Source organism: Streptococcus sp. k-163 (assembly GCF_013277555.1).
Taxonomy (GTDB): Bacteria; Bacillota; Bacilli; order Lactobacillales; family Streptococcaceae; genus Streptococcus.
Map to the genome: position 1 here is coordinate 86,895 of NZ_VMND01000002.1, position 25,319 is coordinate 112,213.

The window sequence follows — 25,319 nt, forward strand, 5'->3', positions numbered from 1 at the left end:
ATTTGTGCAATGTAATTTGAATAATTTTAATATAACAAATAAATAGAACTATTGCAAGGGCTTTCAAGAAAAATGGACTTATTTTACTAAGTATGAAGTATTTGCTAATTACTTAGGAAATCACAGTAGATGTAAGCGTAAAACAAACTAGTCAGTTCGCCTTCTTTGTGTTATAATGAAAGAGACTCAAAAAGAAACAGGAGAAAAATGATGGATTTACTATTAGCAATTGTATTGATTGTGTTAGCTTTTCTAGGAGGAGCTCTTGGAGGAATGTACTTGGTTCGTAAGCAAATCGAAAAAGAATTTGCTGACAACCCACGTTTGAATGCTGAAGCAGTTCGTACTCTTTTGAGTGCAAATGGTCAAAAACCAAGCGAAGCCAAGGTACAACAAGTTTACCACCAAATCATCCGCCAACAAAAAGCAGCCCTTGCTAACAATAAAAAGAAAAAATAAATAAGGAAAAGTCTGGGATGAAAGTTCCAGACTTCTCACTATGTCGGCTATGGTTTAGGGATGAGACTTTTTCCTTGCATTCTATTGATATTTGATTATGATTAAGAGAGATAGTAGTTGTTGAAGCTGTCCTTCAGTTCTTGAAGACAAGTAATCATAATGAACTATCAATCAGAAAAAAGACTAGAAAGAAGACTGTATGGATAATCGACCAATTGGTTTTTTGGATTCGGGTGTCGGGGGCTTGACTGTTGTGCGTGAGCTTATGCGCCAGCTTCCCCATGAAGAAATCGTCTATATTGGAGATTCGGCGCGGGCGCCTTATGGTCCCCGTCCTGCTGAGCAAATTCGTGAATATACTTGGCAGCTGGTCAACTTTCTCTTGACCAAGGATGTCAAGATGATTGTCATTGCTTGTAACACTGCGACTGCGGTCGTCTGGGAAGAAATCAAGGCTCAACTCAACATTCCCGTCCTAGGTGTGATTTTGCCAGGAGCTTCGGCAGCCATCAAGTCCAGTCAAGGTGGGAAAATCGGGGTAATTGGAACCCCTATGACGGTCCAATCAGACATTTACCGTCAGAAAATTCATGATCTGGATCCGGACTTACAGGTGGAGAGTTTGGCCTGTCCCAAGTTTGCCCCCTTGGTGGAGTCAGGTGCCCTGTCAACCAGTGTCACCAAGAAAGTGGTTTATGAAACTCTGCGTCCCTTGGTAGGAAAGGTGGATAGCCTGATTTTGGGCTGTACCCATTATCCACTTCTCAGACCCATTATTCAAAATGTCATGGGGCCAAAGGTTCAGCTCATTGATAGTGGGGCAGAGTGCGTACGGGATATCTCAGTCTTACTCAATTATTTTGAAATCAATCGTGGTCGCGATGCTGGACCACTCCATCACCGTTTTTACACAACAGCCAGCAGCCAAAGTTTTGCACAAATTGGTGAAGAATGGCTGGAAAAAGAGATTTATGTGGAGCATGTAGAATTATGACAAATAAAATTTATGAATATAAAGATGACCAGGACTGGTATGTCGGCTCATATAGTATTTTTGGTGGTGTCCGGACATTGACTGATGAAGACTTGGATTTTCCTCTATTTGAGTTTGCCCAAAGATTTCGAGATGAGGAACAAGGTTTTCCTATTTCTGTGATTGTTTTACGCTATGGTTCTCTCTACCGTTTATTGTCTTTTGTGGTAGATATCCTCAACCAAGAAATGGGGCGAAATCTGGAAGTCATCCAACGTCAGGGAGCTTTTCTCTTGATTGAAAATGGGCAACTCCTGCATGTAGCATTGCCTAAAGAAGGGGTCAATGTTCATGATTTCTTTGAAACAAGCAAGGTCAGAGAAACCTTATTGATTGCGACTCGAAACGAAGGCAAGACCAAAGAGTTCCGAGCTATCTTTGACAAGCTAGGCTACGATGTGGAAAATCTCAATGACTACCCTGACCTGCCTGAAGTAGCAGAAACAGGCATGACCTTTGAAGAAAATGCCCGCCTCAAGGCAGAAACCATTTCTCAATTAACGGGCAAGATGGTTCTGGCAGATGATTCTGGACTCAAGGTCGATGTCCTTGGTGGATTGCCAGGTGTCTGGTCAGCTCGTTTCGCAGGTGTGGGAGCAACTGACCGTGAAAACAATGCTAAACTCTTGCACGAATTGGCCATGGTCTTTGAACTCAAGGACCGCTCAGCTCAATTCCACACAACCTTAGTCGTAGCCAGCCCAAACAAGGAAAGTTTGGTTGTTGAAGCAGACTGGCCTGGCTACATTAACTTTGAACCTAAGGGTGAAAATGGCTTTGGCTATGATCCTCTATTCCTCGTGGGAGAGACAGGCAAATCCTCAGCTGAATTAACCCTTGAAGAAAAAAATAGTCAATCTCACCGCGCCTTAGCCGTTAAGAAACTTTTGGAGGTATTTCCATCATGGCAAAGCAAACCATCATTGTAATGAGCGATTCTCATGGCGATAGCTTGATTGTGGAAGAAATCCGTGATCGCTATGTAGGCAAAGTTGACGCCGTTTTTCATAATGGCGATTCTGAACTGCGTCCTGATTCTCCACTTTGGGAGGGGATCCGCGTTGTTAAAGGGAATATGGATTTCTACGCCGGCTACCCAGAACGTTTGGCGACTGAGCTTGGTTCGACCAAGATTATCCAAACCCATGGTCACCTGTTTGACATTAATTTCAACTTTCAAAAGTTGGACTACTGGGCTCAGGAGGAAGAGGCCGATATCTGTCTCTACGGTCACTTGCATGTGCCAAGTGCTTGGATGGAAGGCAAGACCCTCTTTCTAAATCCAGGCTCTATCAGTCAACCACGTGGGACTATCAGAGAATGTCTCTATGCTCGTGTGGAGATTGATGACAGTTATTTTAAAGTGGACTTTTTGACACGAGATCATGAGGTGTATCCGGGCTTATCCAAGGAGTTTAGCCGATGATTGCCAAGGAGTTTGAGACTTTCTTGTTGGGGCAGGAGGAAACTTTTTTGACTCCTGCTGAAAATCTAGCCGTGTTGATTGATACCCACAATGCGGATCATGCGACCCTCTTGCTCAGTCAGATGACTTATACCCGTGTTCCTGTTGTAACAGATGAAAAACAGTTTGTTGGGACGATTGGGCTCAGAGATATTATGGCTTATCAGATGGAGCATGATCTGAGTCAAGAAATCATGGCGGATACGGACATTGTTCATATGACCAAAACGGACGTAGCGATTGTTTCGCCTGATTTCACCATCACGGAGGTCTTGCACAAGTTGGTAGATGAGTCCTTCTTGCCGGTTGTGGATGCGTCTGGTATTTTCCAAGGAATTATCACGCGCAGGTCCATCCTCAAGGCAGTCAATGCCCTCTTGCATGACTTTAGTAAGGAATATGAGATTCGATGCAAATGAGAGATAGGATTTCAGCCTTTTTAGAGGAAAAGCAGGGCTTGTCTGTCAACTCAAAGCAGTCCTATAAGTATGATCTGGAGCAACTTTTAGATATTGTGGGCAAGCAGATTTCTGAGACCAGTCTCAAGATTTACCAAGCCCAGCTAGCCAATCTAAAAATTAGCGCCCAGAAGCGAAAGATTTCGGCCTGTAACCAATTTCTCTACTTTCTCTATCAAAAAGGAGAAGTGGACAGCTTTTACCGTCTGGAATTAGCCAAACAAGCTGAAAAGAAGACCGAGAAGCCAGAACTGTTAGACCTAGACTCTTTTTGGCAGGAAAGCGACTATCCAGAGGGCCGCTTACTGGCTCTTCTTATCTTGGAAATGGGGCTCTTGCCGAGTGAGATTTTGGCTCTCAAGGTTGAGGATATTAATCTGGATTTTCAGGTGTTGCGAATCAAGAAGGTTTCCCAACAGAGGATTGTCACTATTCCCACGACCTTGCTTTCAGAATTGGAACCCTTGATGGGCCAGACCTATCTTTTTGAAAGGGCAGGGAAAGCCTATTCTCGTCAGTGGGCCTTTCGTCAGTTAGAAGCTTTTGTCAAGGAGAAAGGTTTCTCAACCTTATCCGCTCAAGCCTTGCGGGAACAGTTCATTCTCAGACAAATAGAAAACAAGGTCGATTTGTACGAAATTGCAAAAAAATTAGGATTAAAAACAGTCCTGACCTTAGAAAAATATAGATAATGGATATTAAATTAAAAGATTTTGAAGGGCCCCTGGACTTGCTCTTGCACCTGGTTTCTAAGTACCAGATGGATATCTACGATGTGCCTATTACGGAAGTTATCGAACAGTATTTAGCCTATGTCTCAACCCTTCAGGCCATGCGTCTGGAAGTGACGGGGGAGTACATGGTTATGGCCAGTCAGCTCATGCTGATCAAGAGCCGCAAACTACTTCCAAAGGTAGCAGAAGTGACAGACTTGGAGGATGAGCTGGAGCAGGATCTTCTCTCTCAAATCGAAGAATACCGCAAATTCAAGCTCTTGGGTGAGCACTTGGAAGCCAAGCACCAAGAACGGGCTCAGTATTATTCCAAAGCGCCGACAGAGTTGATTTACGAAGATGCGGAGCTTGTGCATGACAAGACGACCATTGACCTCTTTTTGGCTTTTTCAAATATCCTAGCCAAGAAAAAAGAGGAGTTTACACAAAATCACACGACTATCTTGCGGGATGAGTATAAGATTGAGGACATGATGGTTATCGTAAAAGAGTCCTTGGTTGGACGAGATCAGTTGCGCTTGCAGGATTTGTTCAAGGAAGCCCAGAATGTCCAAGAGGTCATCACCCTCTTTTTGGCAACCCTAGAGTTAATCAAAACCCAGGAGTTGATCCTCGTGCAGGAGGAGAGTTTTGGGGATATCTATCTCATGGAAAAGAAGGAAGAAAGTCAAGTGGCCCAAAGCTAGACTTGAGAGAGGAAAGATGAGTACTGTAGCAAAAATAGAAGCGCTCTTGTTTGTAGCGGGTGAAGATGGGATTAGAGTCCGCCAGTTAGCTGAACTCCTCTCTCTGCCACCGACAGGCATTCAACAGAGTTTAGAAAAATTAGTCCAGAAGTATGAAAAGGACCCAGATTCCAGTTTGGCTCTGATTGAGACTGGTGGTGCTTATAGATTGGTGACCAAGCCTCAATTTGCAGAGACTTTGAAGGAATACTCTAAGGCACCTATCAACCAGAGTTTATCTCGGGCTGCCCTTGAGACCTTGTCCATCATTGCCTACAAACAGCCCATCACACGGATAGAGATTGATGCCATCCGTGGGGTCAACTCGAGTGGGGCCTTGGCAAAGTTGCAGGCTTTTGACCTGATAAAGGAAGACGGGAAAAAAGAAGTGTTGGGACGCCCCAACCTCTATGTGACTACAGATTATTTTCTAGATTACATGGGAATTAACCATTTGGAAGAATTACCAGTGATTGATGAGCTTGAGATTCAAGCCCAAGAAAGCCAATTATTTGGTGAAAGGATAGAAGAAGATGAGAATCAATAAGTATATTGCCCACGCAGGTGTGGCCAGTAGGAGAAAAGCAGAAGAGTTGATTAAGCAAGGCTTGGTGACGGTCAATGGCCAAGTGGTGCGTGAACTAGCAACCACTATCAAGTCAGGCGACAAGGTCGAAGTGGAAGGTCAACCTATCTACAACGAAGAGAAGGTTTATCATCTGCTCAACAAACCACGCGGTGTGATTTCCAGTGTGACAGATGATAAAGGCCGCAAGACGGTTGTCGACCTCTTGCCCAACGTGAAAGAGCGCATCTACCCTGTAGGTCGTTTGGACTGGGATACATCAGGTGTCTTGATTTTGACCAATGATGGGGATTTTACGGATGAAATGATTCACCCTCGTAATGAGATTGACAAGGTTTATGTCGCGCGTGTTAAAGGTGTTGCCAATAAGGATAATCTCCGCCCCTTGACCCGTGGACTTGAGATTGATGGCAAGAAAACCAAACCGGCTGTCTATGAGATTCTCAAAGTGGACCCAGTTAAAAACCGCTCTGTGGTGCAGTTGACCATCCATGAAGGGCGTAACCATCAGGTTAAAAAGATGTTTGAAGCTGTTGGTCTCCAAGTAGATAAGTTGTCACGGACCCGTTTTGGACATCTAGACTTGACAGGACTCCGTCCAGGAGAATCCCGTCGTCTTAATAAAAAAGAAATCAGCCAACTACATACCATGGCTGTAACCAAGAAATAATGAAACGAATTTTAATAGCGCCTGTGCGCTTTTACCAACGGTTTATCTCACCAGCCTTTCCACCCTCTTGTCGCTTTGAGCCTACCTGCTCAAACTATATGATTCAGGCTATTGAAAAACATGGCTTCAAGGGTGTCTTGATGGGCTTGGCTCGGATTTTACGTTGCCATCCCTGGTCGAAAACAGGTAAGGACCCTGTGCCAGACCATTTTTCCCTCAAACGGAATCATAAATAAAACGAATTACAGTGGTGATTCGTTTTTTCACAAGTAGTTTTAAGCTGGAATGATGATTCCCGCTATCCTTCTCCTATAAAAAGTGGTAAAATGGATGAAAGAAAGAAGGAACTGAAATGACAACATTATTTTCAAAAATCAAAGAAGTAACAGAACTTGCTGCTATCTCAGGTCATGAAGCACCTGTCCGTGCTTATCTTCGTGAAAAGTTGACACCGCACGTGGATGAAGTGGTGACAGATGGCTTGGGTGGTATTTTCGGAATTAAACATTCAGAAGCTGCAGATGCGCCGCGCGTCTTGGTAGCTTCTCATATGGATGAAGTTGGTTTTATGGTCAGCGAGATTAAGCCAGATGGTACCTTCCGTGTGGTTGAAATCGGTGGTTGGAACCCCATGGTAGTCAGCAGCCAACGTTTCAAACTCTTAACACGTGATGGTCGTGAAATCCCTGTGATCTCAGGCTCTGTCCCTCCACATTTGACACGTGGAACAGGTGGCCCAACCATGCCAGCTATTTCAGATATTATTTTTGATGGTGGTTTTGCGGATAAGGCTGAGGCAGAAAGCTTTGGAATCCGTCCTGGTGATACCATCGTACCAGATAGTTCTGCAATCTTGACGGCCAATGAGAAAAATATCATCTCAAAAGCTTGGGACAATCGCTATGGAGTTCTCATGGTAAGTGAGCTTGCAGAAGCTCTGTCAGGTCAAAAACTCGGAAATGAACTCTATCTGGGTTCTAACGTCCAAGAAGAGGTTGGTCTTCGTGGTGCTCATACATCTACAACCAAGTTTGACCCAGAAGTTTTCCTAGCAGTTGACTGCTCACCAGCAGGTGATGTTTATGGCGGTCAAGGTAAAATTGGAGATGGAACCTTGATTCGTTTTTATGATCCAGGTCACTTGCTTCTCCCAGGTATGAAGGATTTCCTTTTGACAACGGCTGAGGAAGCTGGTATCAAGTACCAATACTACTGTGGAAAAGGCGGAACAGACGCTGGTGCAGCCCATCTGAAAAATGGAGGTGTTCCTTCTACAACTATCGGTGTCTGCGCTCGTTATATCCATTCTCACCAAACTCTCTACGCTATGGATGACTTCCTAGAAGCTCAAGCTTTCTTGCAAGCCTTGGTGAAGAAATTGGATCGTTCAACGGTTGATTTGATTAAAAATTATTAAACCATAAGGGAGGTGGTAGGGATGGTAGAACCAAACCTAGAAAGCCTTATAAAAGATCTTTACAATCATGCTCGACATGATTTGAGTGAAGATTTAGTTGCTGCTCTCCTAGAGACTGCTAAAAAACTGCCTACTACAAATGAGCAATTGCTGGCAGTTCGTCTCTCAGGTCTGGTCAATCATGAATTGCTCCTAAACCCCAAACACCCAGCACCTGAGTTGATAAACTTGGCTCGCTTTATCAAAAGAGAAGAAGCCAAGTACAGAGGAACCGCGGTTTCTGCTATTATGTTTGGCGAACTCTTTAAAATGCTTTGATTCCATTGCGGATCAAAGCATTTTTCTATATGGTGGAAAAGCAACTATTGTTAAGGAGAAAAAAGCCATCCCATTTAGGATAGCTTCTTGGTACTTATACTCAATGAAAATCAAAGAGCAAACTAGGAAACTAGCCGCATGCTGTACTTAAGTACGGCAAGACGACGTTGACGTGATTTGAAGAGATTTTCGAAGAGTATTAGATTTGTTCAGCGATGACCTTTTCAGCTAGATTCATAGCGTGGTCAGACACACGAGTGTAGTGGGAAACAATATCGATAAAGTTGACTCCAGCTTGTGTAGAACACTCACCCTTGTTGAGGCGTTTGATATGGGTCTTTCTGAGAACACGCTCTATATTGTTGATTTCTTTATGGCGTTCAATCAGACTTTGAGCTTTTTCAATATCATTGTTTTCCACACTATCAAGGGCATCCTTGATAAAACCAGTGGTTTTTTGATAGATATCAGCCAATTCTTGCAAAGCAGCTTCAGAGAACTCAACATTTTTACGTTGAAGGTAGTCAGTCAGATTGATTAGGGCTTCTGCGTGGTCCCCAATCCGTTCCAAATCACGGGATGAATCAAGGATGTTGGTCAGCACTTCGCTTTCTTTCTGGCTAAGGGCTTCACTTGAAAGAGTAATCAGGTAACGAGTCAATTTTTCATCAATGGTATTGATGGCTTCTTCTGTCTTGTGTCCTTTTTCAGCAACCTTTTCATTAAGGTCAATGATGTAGTTGTAAGAAAGGTCAAAGGCTTTAGAAGCATAATTTCCTAAGTGTAGGAGTTCTTTTTTGGCATTTCCGAGAGCGATTGATGGAGCTTGTTTAATCAAATGTTCATCAAGATAAAGCGGCTCGTACTTCACAACTTCATCTTCACCAGGGATGAGCTTGGTTACAAAGAAAGCCAAGGCTCCGATGAAGGGAAATTGTACGATGGTGTTACTTACGTTAAAGGCACCGTGAGAGAAGGCGATGGTCATCTCAGGTGAGAGGTGAAGGAGTGCTTGGAAGTACTCAATCATAGCAGTGAAGGGGCCTAAGAAGATTAAGCAAAGAATAGTTCCTAAAACGTTAAAGGTAACGTGGGTTGCAGCAACGCGTTTCGCAGAGACATTGGCTCCAGCTGCCGCGATGATAACGGTTAAAGTGGTCCCAATATTATCTCCGAAGAGAACTGGTAGAGAACCATTAAGGTCAAGGAATCCACCTGCATAGAGACCCTGCAAAATCCCGATTGTCGCAGAAGAAGCTTGGATGAGAACGGTAATCACTGCACCAGCAAAAACTCCTAAAATTGGATTTTGTCCCAAGGTTACCATATACTCCTTGAATTGTGGTAAATCTTTAAGAGGGCTCATACCGGCACTGATGAGGTTGAGGGCATAGAAGATTCCCCCTACACCAAACAGGATGCGCCCGATATTGTTTGCTGTTCTATTTTTTGTAAAAAATAGGAACATGGTTCCAAGGAAAATCAAGGGTAAAGCATACTCACCAAGCTTGAAACCGATGATAAAGGAAGTAACGGTAGTTCCGATGTTGGCTCCCATGATAATTCCGATAGCCTGTCTAAGAGTTAGAAGGCTAGCGCTGACCAGACCAACCGTGATAACTGTAACCCCTGTACTTGACTGAATCAGGGCAGTCACGACAATCCCGACTAGAACACCTAAAAAGGGATTGCTGGTGTACTTGTCAATGTAAAAACGAAGGCGGTCTCCAGCAGCTTGTTGCAAACCGTCTCCCATGGTCTTGATACTATATAAAAATAGTCCCAGACCACCTAAAAAGTGAAATAAAATTTCCTGCCAATTAATGGACATTTCTTTTTCCTCCGAAAAATAATAACGGAATTTCTCCTATTCTATTTTAAAGGATAAAAGTAAATCTAACAAGTATTAAGCTAAGATTTTAGAAAGAAAATTCCTGAGAATGGATCTTAATTATATTAATTTTACCAATTTCTAACCTAGATATAGGCATTTCCTTTTATATATTGACATTTAAAAGAAATATCTTAAAATGAGGGAGGAATTATCTTGGTCCCTGTGATTGGGATAAAAATTTTATAAAGAAAGTTAAGCGCTTTCTTTTTATGCAACAAAACCAATCTTTTAGGAGGAGAAAATGAAGAATTCATTTTTTGAAAGACGTTGTCGTTACAGTATTCGTAAGTTATCAGTAGGAGCCTGCTCCCTGATGATTGGGGCTGTTTTATTTGCTGGTCCAGCCTTGGCTGAAGAAACTGCAGTTCCTGAAAATAGCGGAGCTAATACAGAACTTGTTTCAGGAGAGAGTGGGCATCCAACTAGTGAAGCCGACAAGCAGAATGAAGGGGAACGTACTGGAGAAAACAAGCTAGAAAAGGCAGAAGGAGCAGAGACAGTATCTGAAACTGCTTCGCCAGCAAGCAATGAAGCTGCAACTACTGAAACTGCAGAGGCAGTAAGCGTAGCTAAACCAGAGGAAAAACCAAGTGAGGTGGTTGCAGAAACACCATCTGCCACATCAAAACCAAAGTCTGACAAGGAAACGGAAGCAAAGCCTGAAGCAACTAGCCAAGGAGATGAGTCTAAGCCAGCAGCAGAAGCTAATAAGACTGAAAAAGAAGTCCAGCCAGATGTCCCTAAAAATACAGAAAAAACATTAAAACCAAAGGAAATCAAATTTAATTCTTGGGAAGATTTGTTGAAATGGGAACCAGGAGCTCGTGAAGATGATGCTATTAACCGCGGGTCTGTCGCCCTTGCTTCACGTCGAACAGGTCATTTGGTCAATGAAAAAGCTAGTAAGGAAGCAAAAGTTCAAGCTCTATCAAACACCAATTCTAAAGCAAAAGACCATGCTTCTGTTGGTGGAGAAGAGTTCAAGGCTTATGCTTTTGACTATTGGCAATATCTAGATTCAATGGTCTTCTGGGAAGGTCTCGTACCAACTCCTGACATTATTGATGCAGGTCACCGTAACGGGGTTCCTGTATATGGTACACTTTTCTTCAACTGGTCTAATAGTATTGCAGATCAAGAAAGATTTGCTGAAGCTTTGAAGCAAGACCCAGATGGTAGCTTCCCAATTGCCCGTAAATTGGTAGATATGGCCAAGTATTATGGCTATGATGGCTATTTCATCAACCAAGAAACAACTGGGGATTTGGTTGAACCTCTTGGAGAAAAGATGCGTCAGTTTATGCTCTATACCAAGGAGTATGCTGCTAAGGTAAACCATCCAATCAAGTATTCTTGGTACGATGCTATGACCTATAACTATGGACGTTACCACCAAGATGGTTTGGGAGAATACAACTATCAATTCATGCAACCTGAAGGTGATAAGGTTCCAGCAGACAACTTCTTTGCTAACTTTAACTGGGATAAGGCTAAGAATGATTACACTATTACAACTGCCAACTGGATTGGCCGTAATCCTTATGATGTATTTGCAGGTTTGGAATTGCAACAGGGTGGTTCCTACAAGACCAAGGTCAAATGGAATGACATTTTAGATGAAAATGGGAAATTACGACTTTCTCTTGGTTTGTTTGCCCCAGATACCATTACAAGTTTAGGAAAAACTGGTGAAGATTACCATAAGAATGAAGATATCTTCTTTACAGGTTACCAAGGTGATCCTACTGGCCAAAAACCAGGTGACAAAGATTGGTATGGTATTGCTAACCTAGTTGCGGACCGCACGCCAGCAGTGGGTAATACTTTTACTACTTCTTTTAATACAGGTCATGGTAGAAAATGGTTCGTAGATGGTAAGGTTTCTAAGGATTCTGAGTGGAATTACCGTTCAGTATCAGGCGTTCTTCCGACATGGCGCTGGTGGCAAAAATCAACTGGTGATAAGTTGAAAGCAAGCTATGATTTTGAAGATGCTTATAATGGTGGAACTTCTCTCAAATTTGCAAGGGATCTTTCAGGTGCGACCAAGCAAGATGTGAATTTGTATTCTACTCGCTTGAAGGTGACAGATACAACCAAATTGCATGTTGCCCATAAAGGAGGAAAAGGTACCAAGGTTTATGTAGAATTTGCAACCAAGAAAGATTATACCTACGGTGATGAAGCTGCCCGTAAAGAATTGACAGTTTCAGATAACTGGACTACCGATGATTTTGATTTGAGTGCCTTAGCAGGTAAAACAATTTACGGTATTAAACTGTATTTTGAGAATGACAAAGACTTAAAAGGTTATCAATTTAACCTGGGGCAATTGACCATCAGCAATAATCAAGATGCTCCTCAGGCACCAACCACAGTAGCTGTAGCCAAACAAGTCCTTAAAAATGCCCAAGAAGCGGAAGCAGTTGTGCAATTTAAAGGCAACAAAGATGCAGATTTCTATGAAGTTTACGAAAAAGATGGAGGCAGCTGGAAATTACTAACTGGCTCATCTTCTACAACTATTTATCTACCAAAAGTTAGCCGTTCGGCAAGTGCTCAGGGTACAACTCAAGAACTGAAGGTTGTAGCAGTCGGTAAAAATGGGGTTCGTTCAGAAGCTGCAACCACAACCTTTGATTGGGGCATGACTGTAAAAGATACCAGCCTACCAAAACCACTAGCTGAAAATATCGTTCCAGGTGCAACAGTTATTGATAGTACTTTCCCTAAGACTGAAGGTGGAGAAGGTATTGAAGGTATGTTGAATGGTACCATTACCAGTCTGTCTGACAAGTGGTCTTCTGGACAGTTAAGTGGTAGTGTGGATATTCGTTTGACCCAACCACGTACAGTTGTTAGATGGGTGATGGACCATGCTGGAGCTGGTGGAGAATCTGTAAACGACGGTTTGATGAACACCAAAGACTTCGACCTTTATTATAAAGATGCGGATGGTCAATGGAAGTTGGCTAAGGAAGTTCGTGGCAATAAAGCTCATGTTACAGATATTACCCTTGACAAACCTATCACAGCTCAAGATTGGCGCTTGAATGTCGTTACTTCTGACAATGGAACTCCATGGAAGGCTATTCGTATCTATAACTGGAAAATGTATGAAAAGCTTGATACAGAAAGTGTCAATATTCCGATGGCCAAGGCTGCAGCTCGTACTTTAGGCAATAACAAGGTACAAGTTGGCTTTGCAGACGTACCAGCTGGAGCTACCATTACCGTTTATGACAATCCAAATTCTCAAACTCCAATTGCAACCTTGAAGAGTGAAGTTGGAGGTGACCTAGCAAGTTCACCATTGGATTTGACAAATCACTCTGGTCTTCTTTACTATCGTACCCAGTTGCCAGGCAAGGAAATTAGTAATGTCCTAGCAGTTTCCGTTCCAAAAGATGACAGAAGAATCAAGTTAGTCAGCCTAGAAACAGGACCTAAGAAAACAAGCTACGCCGAAGGGGAGGATTTGGACCTTAGAGGTGGTGTTCTTCGAGTTCAGTATGAAGGAGGAGCTGAGGACGAACTCATTCGCCTAACTCACGCAGGTGTATCAGTATCAGGCTTTGATACGCATTATAAGGGAGCACAAAATCTTACTTTACAATATTTGGGGCAACCGGTACATGCTAATTTATCAGTGACTGTTACTAGTCAAGATGAAGCAAGTCCGAAAACTATTTTGGGAATTGAAGTAAGTCAGGAACCGAAAAAAGATTACCTAGTTGGTGATAGCTTAGACTTGTCTGAAGGACGCTTTGCAGTGGCTTATAGCAATGACACCATGGAAGAACATTTCTTTACTGATGAGGGAGTTGAAATTTCTGGTTACGATGCTCAAAAGACTGGTCGTCAAACCTTGAAGCTTCGTTACCAAGGCCATGAAGTTAACTTTGATGTTTTGGTGTCTCCAAAAGCAGCACTAAACGATGAATACCTCAAACAAGAAATTACTGCTGTCCAAGGTCGTCAGTCAACGGTTGTTTACACCTTCTCTAGTGAGGACAAACAAGCGACGCTACTAGAGAAACTTAATGGAGCGAAAGCTGTTGCAGAAAATCATGGTGCCAGTCAGGAAGATGTTAATCAGGCTTTGAATGAATTGAAACAAGCAGGCGCAAACTTGGATGGTAATCAGCGTTATGAGGCTGCTAGGAAAGAATTAGAAAGTTTACTCGAATCCATCCGCGAAAAATATCCTAAATCAGAACTAATTGCGCAAGCAGAGGCTTTGTTGGTCTCACAAGCACCAACTCCACAAGCTTTTGCGGACATGAAAGAACAGCTGAATAAGAAACTAGCTCCTGCAGCAGAAAGCCATCACGTTGGTAGCCAGGATCCAAATGAAGTAGCCCCAACAGTTGAAGCCCTCTCTGGACTAGTTGTGGAAACTGAAACAATAGCCTTCGAACGTCAAGAGCGCCCAAATGCAAGCCTTCTTAAAGGTCAACATCAACTAGTTCAAGAGGGAGTTGAGGGACAAATTCGTCACTTGATTGAAGTAGATAGCCAAGGGAAACGCACTCTTCGTTTAACAGAGGTAGTTAAAGAAGCTGTTCCAGAAATTACTGAGATTGGAACAAAAGTTCTTTCAAGTAAGGAACCAACTGAAGGTGTCAAGAATTTGGTTGTGAATACTCCGAAATTAGAAGTTGAAGAGACAAGTATTGCCTTCGAACACCAAGAACTTCTAACTGCAGGTCTTCTCAAAGGTCAGCGTCAACTTGTCCAAGCAGGAGTTGAGGGACAAATCCGTCGCTTGATTGAAGTAGATAGTCAAGGCAATCGTACGCTTCGCGCTACAGAAGTTTTGAAAGAAGCGAGTCCTGAAATCGTGGAAGTAGGTACTGGTCTCATCCCTGCAAATCCTGCACCACAAAACACAGACCTTCCAAAACCTTCTAATCAACCAGTGTCTGACCAACAAAAGGCTCCTAAATTGGAAGTTCAAGAGGAAAAGATTGCATTTGACCGTCAAGAACATGAAAATGCTGAGTTGCTAGTTGGGGAACAACGAGTCATCATACAGGGACGAGATGGTCTGTTAAGACATGTCTTTGAAGTTGATGAAAACGGTCAGCGTCGTCTTCGTTCAACAGAGGTCATCCAAGAGGCGATTCCAGAAATTGTTGAAATTGGAACAAAAGTAAAAACTGAACCAGCAGTAGCGCCTACACAAGAAAAACCAGCCCAAAATACAGCAGTTAAATCAGAAGAAGCAAGCGCCCAATTACCAAATACAGGGACTGTTGATACAAACGAAGTCCTAATAGCAGGATTAGCCAGCCTTGGTCTCGCTAGTTTAGCCTTGACATTGAAACAGAAAAAAGAAGAGGAAGATTAAATATCGAAAAATCTTGTGAAATCTTTCCTTATATTTCCAAAGTGTGATATAATAGTTTCGAATAAAATAAATAAAGGGGTTTTTGTAACATGGCAAAACTTACTGTTAAAGACGTTGACTTGAAAGGTAAAAAAGTCCTCGTTCGTGTGGATTTCAACGTACCATTGAAAGATGGCGTAATCACTAATGACAACCGTATCACAGCAGCTCTTCCAACTATTAAGTACATCATCGAACAAGGTGGACGTGCAATTCTTTTCTCTCACCTTGGACGTGTGAAAGAAGAAGCTGATAAAGCTGGTAAATCACTTGCTCCTGTAGCTGCTGACTTGGCTGCTAAATTGGGTCAAGACGTTGTTTTCCCTGGTGTCACTCGTGGTGCTGAATTGGAAGCAGCAATCAACGCTCTTGAAGATGGACAAGTTCTTTTGGTTGAAAACACTCGTTACGAAGATGTTGACGGCAAAAAAGAATCTAAAAACGATCCTGAACTTGGTAAATACTGGGCATCACTTGGAGATGGTATCTTCGTAAACGATGCATTCGGTACAGCTCACCGTGCACACGCATCTAACGTTGGTATCTCAGCAAACGTTGAAAAAGCAGTTGCTGGTTTCCTTCTTGAAAACGAAATTGCCTACATCCAAGAAGCAGTTGAAACTCCAGAACGTCCATTTGTAGCTATCCTTGGTGGTTCAAAAGTTTCAGACAAGATCGGTGTTATCGAAAACTTGCTTGAAAAAGCTGATAAAGTCCTTATCGGTGGTGGTATGACTTACACATTCTACAAAGCACAAGGTATCGAAATCGGTAACTCACTTGTAGAAGAAGACAAATTGGATGTTGCGAAAGCTCTTCTTGAAAAAGCAAACGGTAAATTGATCTTGCCAGTTGACTCAAAAGAAGCAAACGCATTTGCTGGCTACACTGAAGTGCGTGACACTGAAGGTGAAGCAGTTTCTGAAGGCTTCCTTGGTCTTGACATCGGTCCAAAATCTATCGCTAAATTTGACGAAGCTTTGACTGGTGCTAAAACAGTTGTATGGAACGGACCTATGGGTGTATTTGAAAACCCAGACTTCCAAGCTGGTACAATCGGTGTGATGGACGCTATCGTGAAACAACCAGGTGTTAAATCAATCATCGGTGGTGGTGACTCAGCTGCCGCAGCGATCAACCTTGGACGTGCAGACAAGTTCTCATGGATCTCTACTGGTGGTGGAGCATCAATGGAACTTCTTGAAGGTAAAGTTCTTCCAGGTCTTGCAGCCTTGACAGAAAAATAAGATTTCATAAATGAATCAAAGAAGAGAGGGATGAAAGTTCCTCTTTTCTTTTGCTTGAAATAAAAACGCTTCCTCTCAACTATTACTCATAAAAATCACCGATTTATGATAAAATGGAAATAGAAAGTTGAGATTATGAGTTATTTTAAAAAATATAAATTCGATAAATCCCAGTTCAAACTTGGTATGCGAACTTTTAAAACAGGTATTGCTGTTTTTCTAGTTCTCTTAATTTTTGGCTTTTTTGGCTGGAAAGGTCTTCAAATCGGTGCTTTGACAGCCGTTTTTAGCTTGAGGGAGAGTTTTGATAAGAGTGTTCATTTTGGGACTTCGCGCATTCTAGGAAATAGTATCGGTGGCTTCTATGCTCTGGTCTTCTTCCTATTAAATGGCTTTTTCCATGAAGCTTTTTGGGTAACTTTAGTAGTTGTTCCAATCTGCACCATGTTAACCATTATGACAAATGTGGCCATGAATAACAAAGCGGGCGTTATTGGCGGTGTAGCGGCCATGTTAATCATTACCCTATCGATTCCGAGCGGAGAGACAATTTTGTACGTATTTGCTCGTGTATCGGAAACTTTCATGGGAGTTTTTGTTGCAATTCTCGTAAATTACGATATTGATCGCATTCGGCTCTTTTTAGAGAAAAAAGAAAAATAATGTTACATTTTATAACATTATCAATTGACGTTTGTCTTTTTTTAGACTATAATAGACAGAAAGAAGGAAATTGTAAATGAAGGAAAAAGAATTTCGCCGAAACATGGCTGTTTTTCCTATTGGCAGTGTTATGAAGTTGACAGATCTATCGGCACGTCAGATTCGTTATTATGAAGATCAAGAGTTGATTAAACCTGATCGAAATGAAGGGAACCGTCGCATGTATTCCTTGAATGACATGGATCGTCTGCTTGAAATCAAAGATTATATCTCAGAAGGTTATAATATCGCTGCCATTAAGAAAAAATATGCTGAACGTGAAGCGAAGTCCAAGAAAGTGGTGAGTCAGACTGAGGTGCGTCGTGCACTTCACAATGAACTTCTCCAACAGGGACGTTTTGCTTCAGTACGATCACCTTTTGGTCGCGGTTAGGCAACCGCAAGTAGTCATAGATTAAGGAGAAAACTCATGCCAATCACAGCTGCAGATATTCGTCGTGAAGTCAAGGAAAAAAATGTTACCTTTATCCGTCTCATGTTCTCAGATATTTTGGGAACGATGAAAAACGTCGAAATTCCTGCTACAGATGAACAATTAGATAAGGTCTTGTCAAATAAGGCTATGTTTGATGGATCTTCTATTGAAGGTTTTGTACGTATCAATGAGTCAGATATGTACTTGTACCCAGACTTGGATACATGGACAGTCTTCCCGTGGGGAGATGAAAATGGAAGTGTTGCAGGTTTAATCTGTGATGTCTATACAACAGAAGGTGAACCATTTGCAGGTGACCCTCGTGGCAATTTGAAACGAGCTCTTCGTCACATGGAAGAAGTAGGATTCAAATCTTTCAACCTTGGACCAGAGCCAGAATTCTTCTTATTTAAACTAGATGAAAATGGTGACCCAACACTTGAAGTAAATGACAAGGGTGGCTACTTTGATTTGGCGCCTACGGACCTTGCGGACAACACACGTCGTGAGATTGTCAATGTCTTGACCAAAATGGGATTTGAAGTAGAAGCGAGTCACCACGAGGTTGCGGTTGGACAGCATGAAATTGACTTCAAGTACGATGAAGTTCTCCGTGCTTGTGATAAGATTCAAATCTTTAAACTTGTTGTTAAAACCATTGCTCGCAAACACGGGCTTTATGCAACCTTTATGGCCAAACCAAAATTTGGTATTGCTGGGTCAGGTATGCACTGTAATATGTCCCTGTTTGATGCAGAAGGAAACAATGCCTTCTTTGATCCAAATGATCCAAAAGGAATGCAGTTGTCAGAAACGGCCTATCATTTCCTTGGCGGTTTGATCAAGCATGCTTACAACTATACTGCCATCATGAATCCAACCGTTAACTCATACAAACGTTTGGTTCCAGGTTATGAAGCGCCTGTTTACATTGCTTGGGCTGGTCGTAACCGTTCGCCACTTGTGCGCGTACCTGCTTCACGTGGCATGGGAACTCGTCTTGAGTTACGTTCAGTGGATCCGATGGCAAACCCATACATCGCTATGGCGGTTCTTTTGGAAGTTGGTTTGCATGGTATTGAAAACAAAATCGAAGCACCAGCTCCTATCGAAGAAAATATCTACATTATGACAGCAGAAGAGCGTAAGGAAGCTGGCATTACAGACCTTCCATCAACCCTTCACAACGCTTTGAAGGCTTTGACTGAAGATGAAGTTGTCAGAGCGGCTCTTGGAGAACATATCTATACTAGTTTCCTTGAAGCCAAACGAATCGAATGGGCAAGTTATGCAACCTTCGTTTCACAATGGGAAATTGATAACTATTTAGATTTATATTAATGGTACAGAAAGGTTGTCCGTTTGGGCAACCTTTTTATGTTGTTCTAAAGACTGGAGTACTTACATTTAGTCTTTTGTAGATTACTAATATTCTTCGAAAATCTCTTCAAACCACGTCAGCGTTATCTGCAACCTCAAAGCTATACTTTGAGCAGCTTGCGGCTAGCTTCCTAGTTTGCTCTTTGATTTTCATTGAGCATAAGTTTATTATAGTAGATTGGAAGATAATGAATTGAGTCTAGGATTGTCCAAAATAATTCCTAACAATGTTTTAGAAGTCGTGTTATACTATTGCGACTTAAATATGATATAGTGTTTTCATATTGCTCATACTCTTCTATTTTCATTGAGTATCAGCTATAAAGATCGATTACAATATGTCTTTTATGCGCTTCAGTTAGATGAGTGTAATAGATGAGAAGTTTTTTTATTTTTTCTTGAATTGAGGTTTTATCGTCTATAGTATGCTGTAATCTACATGAATATAAGGTGTGTTTGTCATAAATTGATTTGATGCATTTGATGTTTTTATATTAAATTTTCTGATATTTCTTTAATAAGGATAATTGCTATTTTTGTAAAAATCAAGCTACTAAAATTTTATAGTTTAGTCCTAATTAGTAAATATACAAATTCATACATAGAGGGTAGTTCCACCGCTTGCATATATATATATATATATGCAAGCGGTGGAACTTATTTTATCCATACAGGAATCAATAGTTTAAAGATTTTTTGTCATGTATTAATCGCTCTTTTTTCAACGAAAATCTTACTATTCTAGGAACTGCTTCGTTATAAAAATACTCTATAGTTGTTAATTATTTATTACAGATATCATTTTACTATATCAACTTATTGTGATAAACTATATATAGTTATGTCATTTTAAAAATAGAAAGGAAAAATTTATGTTTGGACATAAGAATAATAGGAATGGTGAAAAAGTTTTTCGCTATTCGATTAGAAAGTACCATTTTGGTGCTGCTAGTGTAGCTATAGCTGCCCTCTTGTTTTTTGCAAATGGAGTAGCTAGAGCAGATAGTCTATCTGTATCCCCTGATACAGCAGCGACTGAGAAGACCCTAAATGATGAGGGTAGGAGTAGGGCTAAGGAAGAACCCTTGCCAAATAGTCAAGAGCTTGCTGAAAGGAATTTGGAAGAAAAAACTACAAAAGTTGTTGATAAATCAGCCCTTCTTCAAGTGATGGATGAGCTTAAAGATATTGTAGTTAAGGTAAAAGAAAGTAAACTTGCTCCATTGTCTAATCAGCTTCTTCAGCTTACTGATGAAAGCAAACGTTTGCTTTCTGATAAGGATGCTAAATCAGAGGATATTGATCAACATATTCTAAAAATTAGAAAGCTGATAGAAACATTAAAAGAGCAAGAAAGTAGTGCTAGTCAACCTGAGCGGAAAGAAGAGAGTAAGGTGCCTTCTGCTGAAGCGGTAGACGAGACTGCTAATCAGGCTGAAAGTAGCAATGCTAAGGATTCTTTACTAGAAGATAAGAGCACGAATGAGGCTGCTACTGAAGTTCGTAAAGAAGAAACTTCTAGAGATAGCTCAAAACCTACTGTGACAGCTTCCGATAGAAGCTTAAACAAGGTAGATAAGGAAGCTAATAGTCTAGAACTGCCAAACAAAGATAATAAACTGTTGCCGATAGATACGAAAAGTAATCTTGTAGATGAGGCGACAGAGGATGTTCTTGATAAGAAGAAAAAAGGTTATTCTGGGTTTAGAATAGCTCATTATGCAGCTCGATCAATTGATCGTTCTGTAGCTGGAAATCTCGACTCAGGTACTATCAGTGGTGATGGAGTTAAACAGTTTGAAAATCTTCATTATGACATTGATGGTGATCGTACTATTTGGAGAGTGGCTGTCCGTCCGGCTCATAAGAATCATGCTTGGGCTGGTATTGCAGTTACATCAGATGATACTATTGAAAATATTCGTGTAGTAGAAAGAGGTGGAGCTGGTGGTAGTGTACTAGAAGAGAGAGAAATTTCCAGAGGACGCCCTGCTAGTACGCCTTTCTCTAATTATAAGATGTTTATTGGTCACTACAGACTTATTGGTGGAGCTGTGCCAGATAGAATAGTCTATGAAGTAACTACTAGAGGAACACATCACAATCTTTTTGCTCGCTTTGCGACCGCTATTGTACAGAATACTCTTGAAAATTCTGGCTTAAGTGGTAAGGCGGCGATTACAAGTCGAAATTCAGACTTCCCTGCTGTAGGTATCCATGTCAATGCAGTAGGCGCTCCTACTGTTAACCACAACTATACTCGAACCAACGACACTGTACGTATGCAGACTGTACCGTCAACAGATAATCAATTATCAGGGACTGGGAAACCAGGAGCGACTATTTCTGTTAAGAAAAATGGAAATACTTTTAAGAAGACAAAAGTTGATGGAAGTGGTCATTGGGTTGTTTCACTAGATGCTGGTTTAAATAGTAATCTATCAGATACTGGAGAACAACTTGTACCGAAAGATAAGATAACAGTAACTCAAAGTGTTGATGGCAAAGAGAGTGAAGCAACGAATGTGGATGTTTCATTAGGACGTTCATGGATTGATCATTCACCGGGACATCCTGTAGGTGAGGTTACATCTAATCAACGTAATATTAAATTATTTGTACCACATGATGCAGGGATGGCGTATTTGAAGTATAGAGATACGAATAATCAAGAGCATCAAGTTGCAATTAGACGTACTACGATTAATCAACAATGGCAATCTCTTCAAAGTAATCTAGCAACTGTTACTTCAGTAGATAATACAAGTAATAAGTTCTATTCTATCATCAATTTACGATTGAATAGTGATATGAAAGTAGGATCTCAAACGTCTGTTATTTCAAATATGAAAGAAGGCGGTTACGGAAGTCTTGAGGGATGGAAACCTGTCAATGTAGTAGAGGCTCCATTAACATCTGGTGCTCACATCGAGAGTGACTTAACAGGGAAAGCAAGTATACCTGCAGACGTCAGAGTAAAAGCACCAGTAGGTTCAACAGTAAAACTTTACGATAATAATGATGTACTGATAGGAGAAGCTCAAGCTGGAAATGATGGCTATGCAATGGTACATCCTCGAAATAGTTTACCTGAAGGGCAAATTAGAGCGACTTCAACACCTGTTGGAGGTAAAGAATCAGCAAAAAGTGACCCTGTGAATGTTACGAGAACTCAAATAGGTCATGGAGGAGCGAAACAAGTTTCTTCCGAAGGTAAAGCAAGAGCTACTATCGGAGTGGATAAAGAATGGGTTACAGCATATCGTGGAGATCATGTCGAAGTTAATGTTTCTACTTATGCAAAATATCTAGAAAAATTTTTGCCAAATCCAAATACTAGAGGCCATGTCAAAGGATTAGAAGAATCAGGCGGTTTCTTAGTAACAGCTCAATCCACCCCTGAAACGGCTCGTACGGGAAAAACTAGTGGAACGATTGCAATGGATCAGCCCCTAGGACCAACGGTTCTTAATTATTATGTTGTAAGCAAGACAACAACAGCTAATTATGGACGCCATAATGCTGGTTCAAGTGCAAATGTTAGTACAACCATTAACGTTCTTGAAGTAGCGAAAAAATATGATATTTCTATTGATAAAAAGATTACTGTAGACAATCCAAACGCTGTAAGTGGTCCAGAAAAAGAGAAAATCATTGCAGCGATTAAAGAGAAGAACAATAGAACATATACAGATGCAGCATACAGAGCATTATTAGATCAGGCAACTTATTCAGTAGATGAAAAAGGGAATGTTACCATCACTTATCCTGATAAATCAGTAGATAAAGTAGCTTCGGCATACACTATTCAAAAACGCCCAGTAATAGAAACATCCTTAATCGATAAGGCAGATACACAAACACCGACTACTGTATCGGCAGATCCAGGTTCTAAAGTAAAACTTTACGATCACTCAGGCCATGAATTGGGAGAAGGTACGGCAAATGAAAGTGGTCGAGTTACTATTAATCCTACAAGACCGATTCCAAATGGAAATGTAACAGCAAAAGCAACTGATAATCGTGATCACACAACAGATGCAAGTGCTCCAAAACAAGCGACAGTACCTGCACCGCAAGCTTTGACTATTCAGCAACCTCATCATGGTTCAACAAGCGTAACTATTATTCCGCAAGGCAGAACAGATATTATCACTGCAGTTATTCAAGGGAAAAAAGTTAAAATTGAAAAAGAAGGTTCTGGACGTTATAAGACGTTAGAAAATGCGGCGAATGTACGAATTTCACCAAATTCAAATGGAAGTGTAACCTTTGAATTGCCTTCAGGTACAAGATTTGAAACCCTAGATAGAATCCAAGCTATTGCAGAAAATAAAGATATTACGGTAGCTTCAGGAATAAGATCATCTCAAGAGGCTAATCAATATGTATTAGCAAATAAAGGAGAGAAAGTACCTGTAAAAGATATTAATCATTTAACTCCAACAGATAAAGAAAGAGTTAAAACAGCCTATGAAAAAGCCAATCCTGGTATCAATAAGTCAGAAGTAACTGTTGAAAATAACGGGAATATTACCTACAATCACCAAGGTAGAGGATCTGTTCAAAAAGGTAATGCAAAAACACCTGATAATGTTGTTTTAGATAATGTAGCTCCAGGTAAGCCAACGATTCCAACTAACTTGACGGATAAAGCTGGAACTAGAACTCAAATTGAAGTAGATACAGAACCAGGTGCATCTGTTGTTTTATATGATCATGGAAATCAAGAACTAGGACGCGGTGTAGCTAACGCAAGTGGTAAAGCGCTTATCGATCCGACTAAGGAAATTCCGAAAGGTAATGTTACAGCTAAAGCAACAGATGAAGCAGGAAATATCTCACATCCAAGTGATGCTAAGGTTGCTACTTTCCAAGATTTCACGCCAAAAGTTCCTGCTAAGACACCTGTTACAAAAGTAACTTCTTTAACACCGAGTGAAGTTAATCAGGTTAAGAAAAAAGTTTCAGATGCTAATCCTGGTAAAGAAGTACAGGTATCGACTAATGGTACTGCCACTGTAACTGATCCTAAATCAAGAATATCTCATGAAATATCTGGAGACAAGCTGGTTGAATCAAATGATAAGATTAGACCAATAGTTGAAATTCCTTATGATAATCCAGCTAGACAAGAGATCTATGTTTACTCTGGGGAAAATAACGATATTACACTGAAAGCTTGGGATAATTCTGGTAAGATTTCTAAATTGCATTTAGCGTTTGCTGCTGATAATAGACAGGGTCTAGGTACAGAAGATTCATACTTGAACGGGAAAACCCGATCAGCACTTTACTTGAGCGCTACTAAAATTCACACTGATACACCAGCAAGCCAAAATTCTCCGGCTATTCTTAAGGTAACTGGTGAGATTCCTAAGGGTGAGTTTAATGAACAAAGCGGGCAAATTTCTCGATACTTATTTGCAGAAGATCCAAGTGGAAATACTAACTATGAGCATGTAGGTCATGCTAATGATGTAGGAGCTCCTGGACGCATTCGATTTGTATGGAAACCTCAAACATTTAAATATGATGCACAGCCGCCAGGCACACCATTATTATTAGATAGTGCAGATGCGACTCAAATTGAGAATGCTGTAAAACAAGCTAATCCAACATTTAGCGATAAAATTAAGTCTGTAACAGTTAATGGCAATAATGTGATTGTGACCTATAAAGACGATAGTACAGATCGATTAGATGCTTCTAAAGTCTTTAAAGTACGTGATTCTAAGCCAACGTCACCAATGGCAACTGCACCAAAAGATGGAACAGTAACAGTAACACCAACAGGGGATGCAGATAAAGTAATTGTTAACTACACAGATGAGCAACAAAATTCTAAAGTAGTAACAGTAGTTAAAGCTAAAAATGGAACATGGTCATCATCAGATAAGCCAGCAGGAGTAACTGTTGATCCAAGAACAGGAACGTTGTTAATTCCAGCTGAAGGTGTTAAAGATAGAAGTCAGGTAACAGCAACAGCTACGAAAGGTGATAGTAGACCATCAGATCCAAAAATAGTTACAGCGCAGCCTAAAGATTTCACCCCAGTGAAACCAGACGAGAAAGTTCCAGTTAAAGACAAAGCGCACTTAACTCCAGAAGAGAAAAAACAAGTGGAAGACAAAGTCAAAGCGAAGAACCCAGGTAAGGAAGTCACTGTAGGCGAAGACGGCACCGCAACGTTGAAAGATCCAACAACCGGCATCAGCCACCAAATTCCAGGAAGTGACTTGGTCAACCAAGATTTCACCCCAGTGAAACCAGACGAGAAAGTTCCAGTTAAAGACAAAGCGCACTTAACTCCAGAAGAGAAAAAACAAGTGGAAGACAAAGTCAAAGCGAAGAACCCAGGTAAGGAAGTCACTGTAGGCGAAGACGGCACCGCAACGTTGAA

At 41.1% G+C, this 25,319-nt stretch carries 19 protein-coding genes; 18 read left to right on the plus strand and 1 reads right to left on the minus strand.

The window, feature by feature from the left end; genetic code table 11:
• The first annotated feature begins 210 nt into the window (after nucleotides 1-210).
• The 12 genes from HT731_RS00705 to HT731_RS00760 all read left to right on the plus strand — a co-directional run bounded on the left by HT731_RS00705 (nucleotide 211) and on the right by HT731_RS00760 (nucleotide 7,865).
• The gene (locus HT731_RS00705; protein WP_000364990.1) at nucleotides 211-459 is read left to right on the plus strand and encodes a YneF family protein; all 249 of its coding nucleotides are present in this window, start codon (nucleotides 211-213) and stop codon (nucleotides 457-459) included.
• A 199-nt stretch (nucleotides 460-658) separates the two neighbouring features.
• Nucleotides 659-1,453: a glutamate racemase gene (gene racE / locus HT731_RS00710; protein ID WP_057487929.1), complete on the plus strand. Its 795-nt coding sequence runs from the start codon at nucleotides 659-661 to the stop codon at nucleotides 1,451-1,453.
• A complete protein-coding gene (locus HT731_RS00715) occupies nucleotides 1,450-2,421 on the plus strand; it encodes a nucleoside-triphosphate diphosphatase (RefSeq protein ID WP_000182419.1) in 972 nt (323 codons plus the stop codon). The genes racE and HT731_RS00715 overlap by 4 nt, the downstream gene beginning before the upstream one ends.
• On the plus strand, nucleotides 2,397-2,918 hold the full coding sequence (locus HT731_RS00720; protein WP_001118951.1) for a metallophosphoesterase: 522 nt from the start codon (nucleotides 2,397-2,399) through the stop codon (nucleotides 2,916-2,918). The genes HT731_RS00715 and HT731_RS00720 overlap by 25 nt, the downstream gene beginning before the upstream one ends.
• A complete protein-coding gene (cbpB, locus tag HT731_RS00725; protein ID WP_000560715.1) occupies nucleotides 2,915-3,376 on the plus strand; it encodes a cyclic-di-AMP-binding protein CbpB in 462 nt (153 codons plus the stop codon). The genes HT731_RS00720 and cbpB overlap by 4 nt, the downstream gene beginning before the upstream one ends.
• Nucleotides 3,373-4,107, plus strand: a complete 735-nt coding sequence (xerD, locus tag HT731_RS00730) for a site-specific tyrosine recombinase XerD (RefSeq protein WP_345889907.1) — start codon at nucleotides 3,373-3,375, stop codon at nucleotides 4,105-4,107. The genes cbpB and xerD overlap by 4 nt, the downstream gene beginning before the upstream one ends.
• Entirely contained in the window at nucleotides 4,107-4,835 is a 729-nt protein-coding gene (locus HT731_RS00735) for a segregation/condensation protein A (RefSeq protein ID WP_000351901.1), read from the plus strand. The genes xerD and HT731_RS00735 overlap by 1 nt, the downstream gene beginning before the upstream one ends.
• A 16-nt stretch (nucleotides 4,836-4,851) precedes the next feature.
• Nucleotides 4,852-5,421: an SMC-Scp complex subunit ScpB gene (scpB, locus tag HT731_RS00740; RefSeq protein ID WP_173277238.1), complete on the plus strand. Its 570-nt coding sequence runs from the start codon at nucleotides 4,852-4,854 to the stop codon at nucleotides 5,419-5,421.
• Nucleotides 5,408-6,130 (plus strand): pseudouridine synthase, encoded by a 723-nt coding sequence (locus HT731_RS00745; RefSeq protein WP_173277240.1) that lies wholly within the window; start codon nucleotides 5,408-5,410, stop codon nucleotides 6,128-6,130. The genes scpB and HT731_RS00745 overlap by 14 nt, the downstream gene beginning before the upstream one ends.
• Complete coding sequence (gene yidD / locus HT731_RS00750) at nucleotides 6,130-6,366, plus strand: membrane protein insertion efficiency factor YidD (RefSeq protein ID WP_049510486.1); 237 nt, start codon at nucleotides 6,130-6,132, stop codon at nucleotides 6,364-6,366. The genes HT731_RS00745 and yidD overlap by 1 nt, the downstream gene beginning before the upstream one ends.
• Nucleotides 6,367-6,482: 116 nt before the next feature.
• Nucleotides 6,483-7,547, plus strand: a complete 1,065-nt coding sequence (pepA, locus tag HT731_RS00755; RefSeq protein ID WP_173219664.1) for a glutamyl aminopeptidase — start codon at nucleotides 6,483-6,485, stop codon at nucleotides 7,545-7,547.
• Between the two features lie 21 nt (nucleotides 7,548-7,568).
• Nucleotides 7,569-7,865 (plus strand): bacteriocin immunity protein, encoded by a 297-nt coding sequence (locus HT731_RS00760; protein ID WP_173277242.1) that lies wholly within the window; start codon nucleotides 7,569-7,571, stop codon nucleotides 7,863-7,865.
• A gap of 199 nt (nucleotides 7,866-8,064) precedes the next feature.
• Here HT731_RS00760 and HT731_RS00765 read toward each other — a convergent pair whose 3' ends face one another.
• The gene (locus HT731_RS00765) at nucleotides 8,065-9,696 is read right to left on the minus strand and encodes a Na/Pi cotransporter family protein (RefSeq protein WP_125422298.1); all 1,632 of its coding nucleotides are present in this window, start codon (nucleotides 9,694-9,696) and stop codon (nucleotides 8,065-8,067) included.
• Between the two features lie 304 nt (nucleotides 9,697-10,000).
• On the opposite strand from HT731_RS00765, the gene HT731_RS00770 reads away from it, so the two are divergent.
• The 6 genes from HT731_RS00770 to HT731_RS00795 form a co-directional block, all read left to right on the plus strand.
• Complete coding sequence (locus HT731_RS00770; protein WP_173277244.1) at nucleotides 10,001-15,112, plus strand: bacterial Ig-like domain-containing protein; 5,112 nt, start codon at nucleotides 10,001-10,003, stop codon at nucleotides 15,110-15,112.
• A gap of 89 nt (nucleotides 15,113-15,201) precedes the next feature.
• Nucleotides 15,202-16,398: a phosphoglycerate kinase gene (locus HT731_RS00775; RefSeq protein WP_001096743.1), complete on the plus strand. Its 1,197-nt coding sequence runs from the start codon at nucleotides 15,202-15,204 to the stop codon at nucleotides 16,396-16,398.
• Between the two features lie 135 nt (nucleotides 16,399-16,533).
• On the plus strand, nucleotides 16,534-17,061 hold the full coding sequence (locus HT731_RS00780; RefSeq protein ID WP_000119911.1) for an aromatic acid exporter family protein: 528 nt from the start codon (nucleotides 16,534-16,536) through the stop codon (nucleotides 17,059-17,061).
• A gap of 76 nt (nucleotides 17,062-17,137) precedes the next feature.
• Entirely contained in the window at nucleotides 17,138-17,494 is a 357-nt protein-coding gene (glnR, locus tag HT731_RS00785) for a transcriptional repressor GlnR (protein ID WP_000659551.1), read from the plus strand.
• 36 nt (nucleotides 17,495-17,530) lie between these two features.
• Complete coding sequence (glnA, locus tag HT731_RS00790) at nucleotides 17,531-18,877, plus strand: type I glutamate--ammonia ligase (RefSeq protein WP_001122886.1); 1,347 nt, start codon at nucleotides 17,531-17,533, stop codon at nucleotides 18,875-18,877.
• Nucleotides 18,878-19,788: 911 nt separating this feature from the next.
• Nucleotides 19,789-25,319, plus strand: a 5,531-nt coding sequence (locus tag HT731_RS00795; RefSeq protein ID WP_173277246.1) for an Ig-like domain-containing protein, incomplete at its 3' end; no start/stop codon positions are given.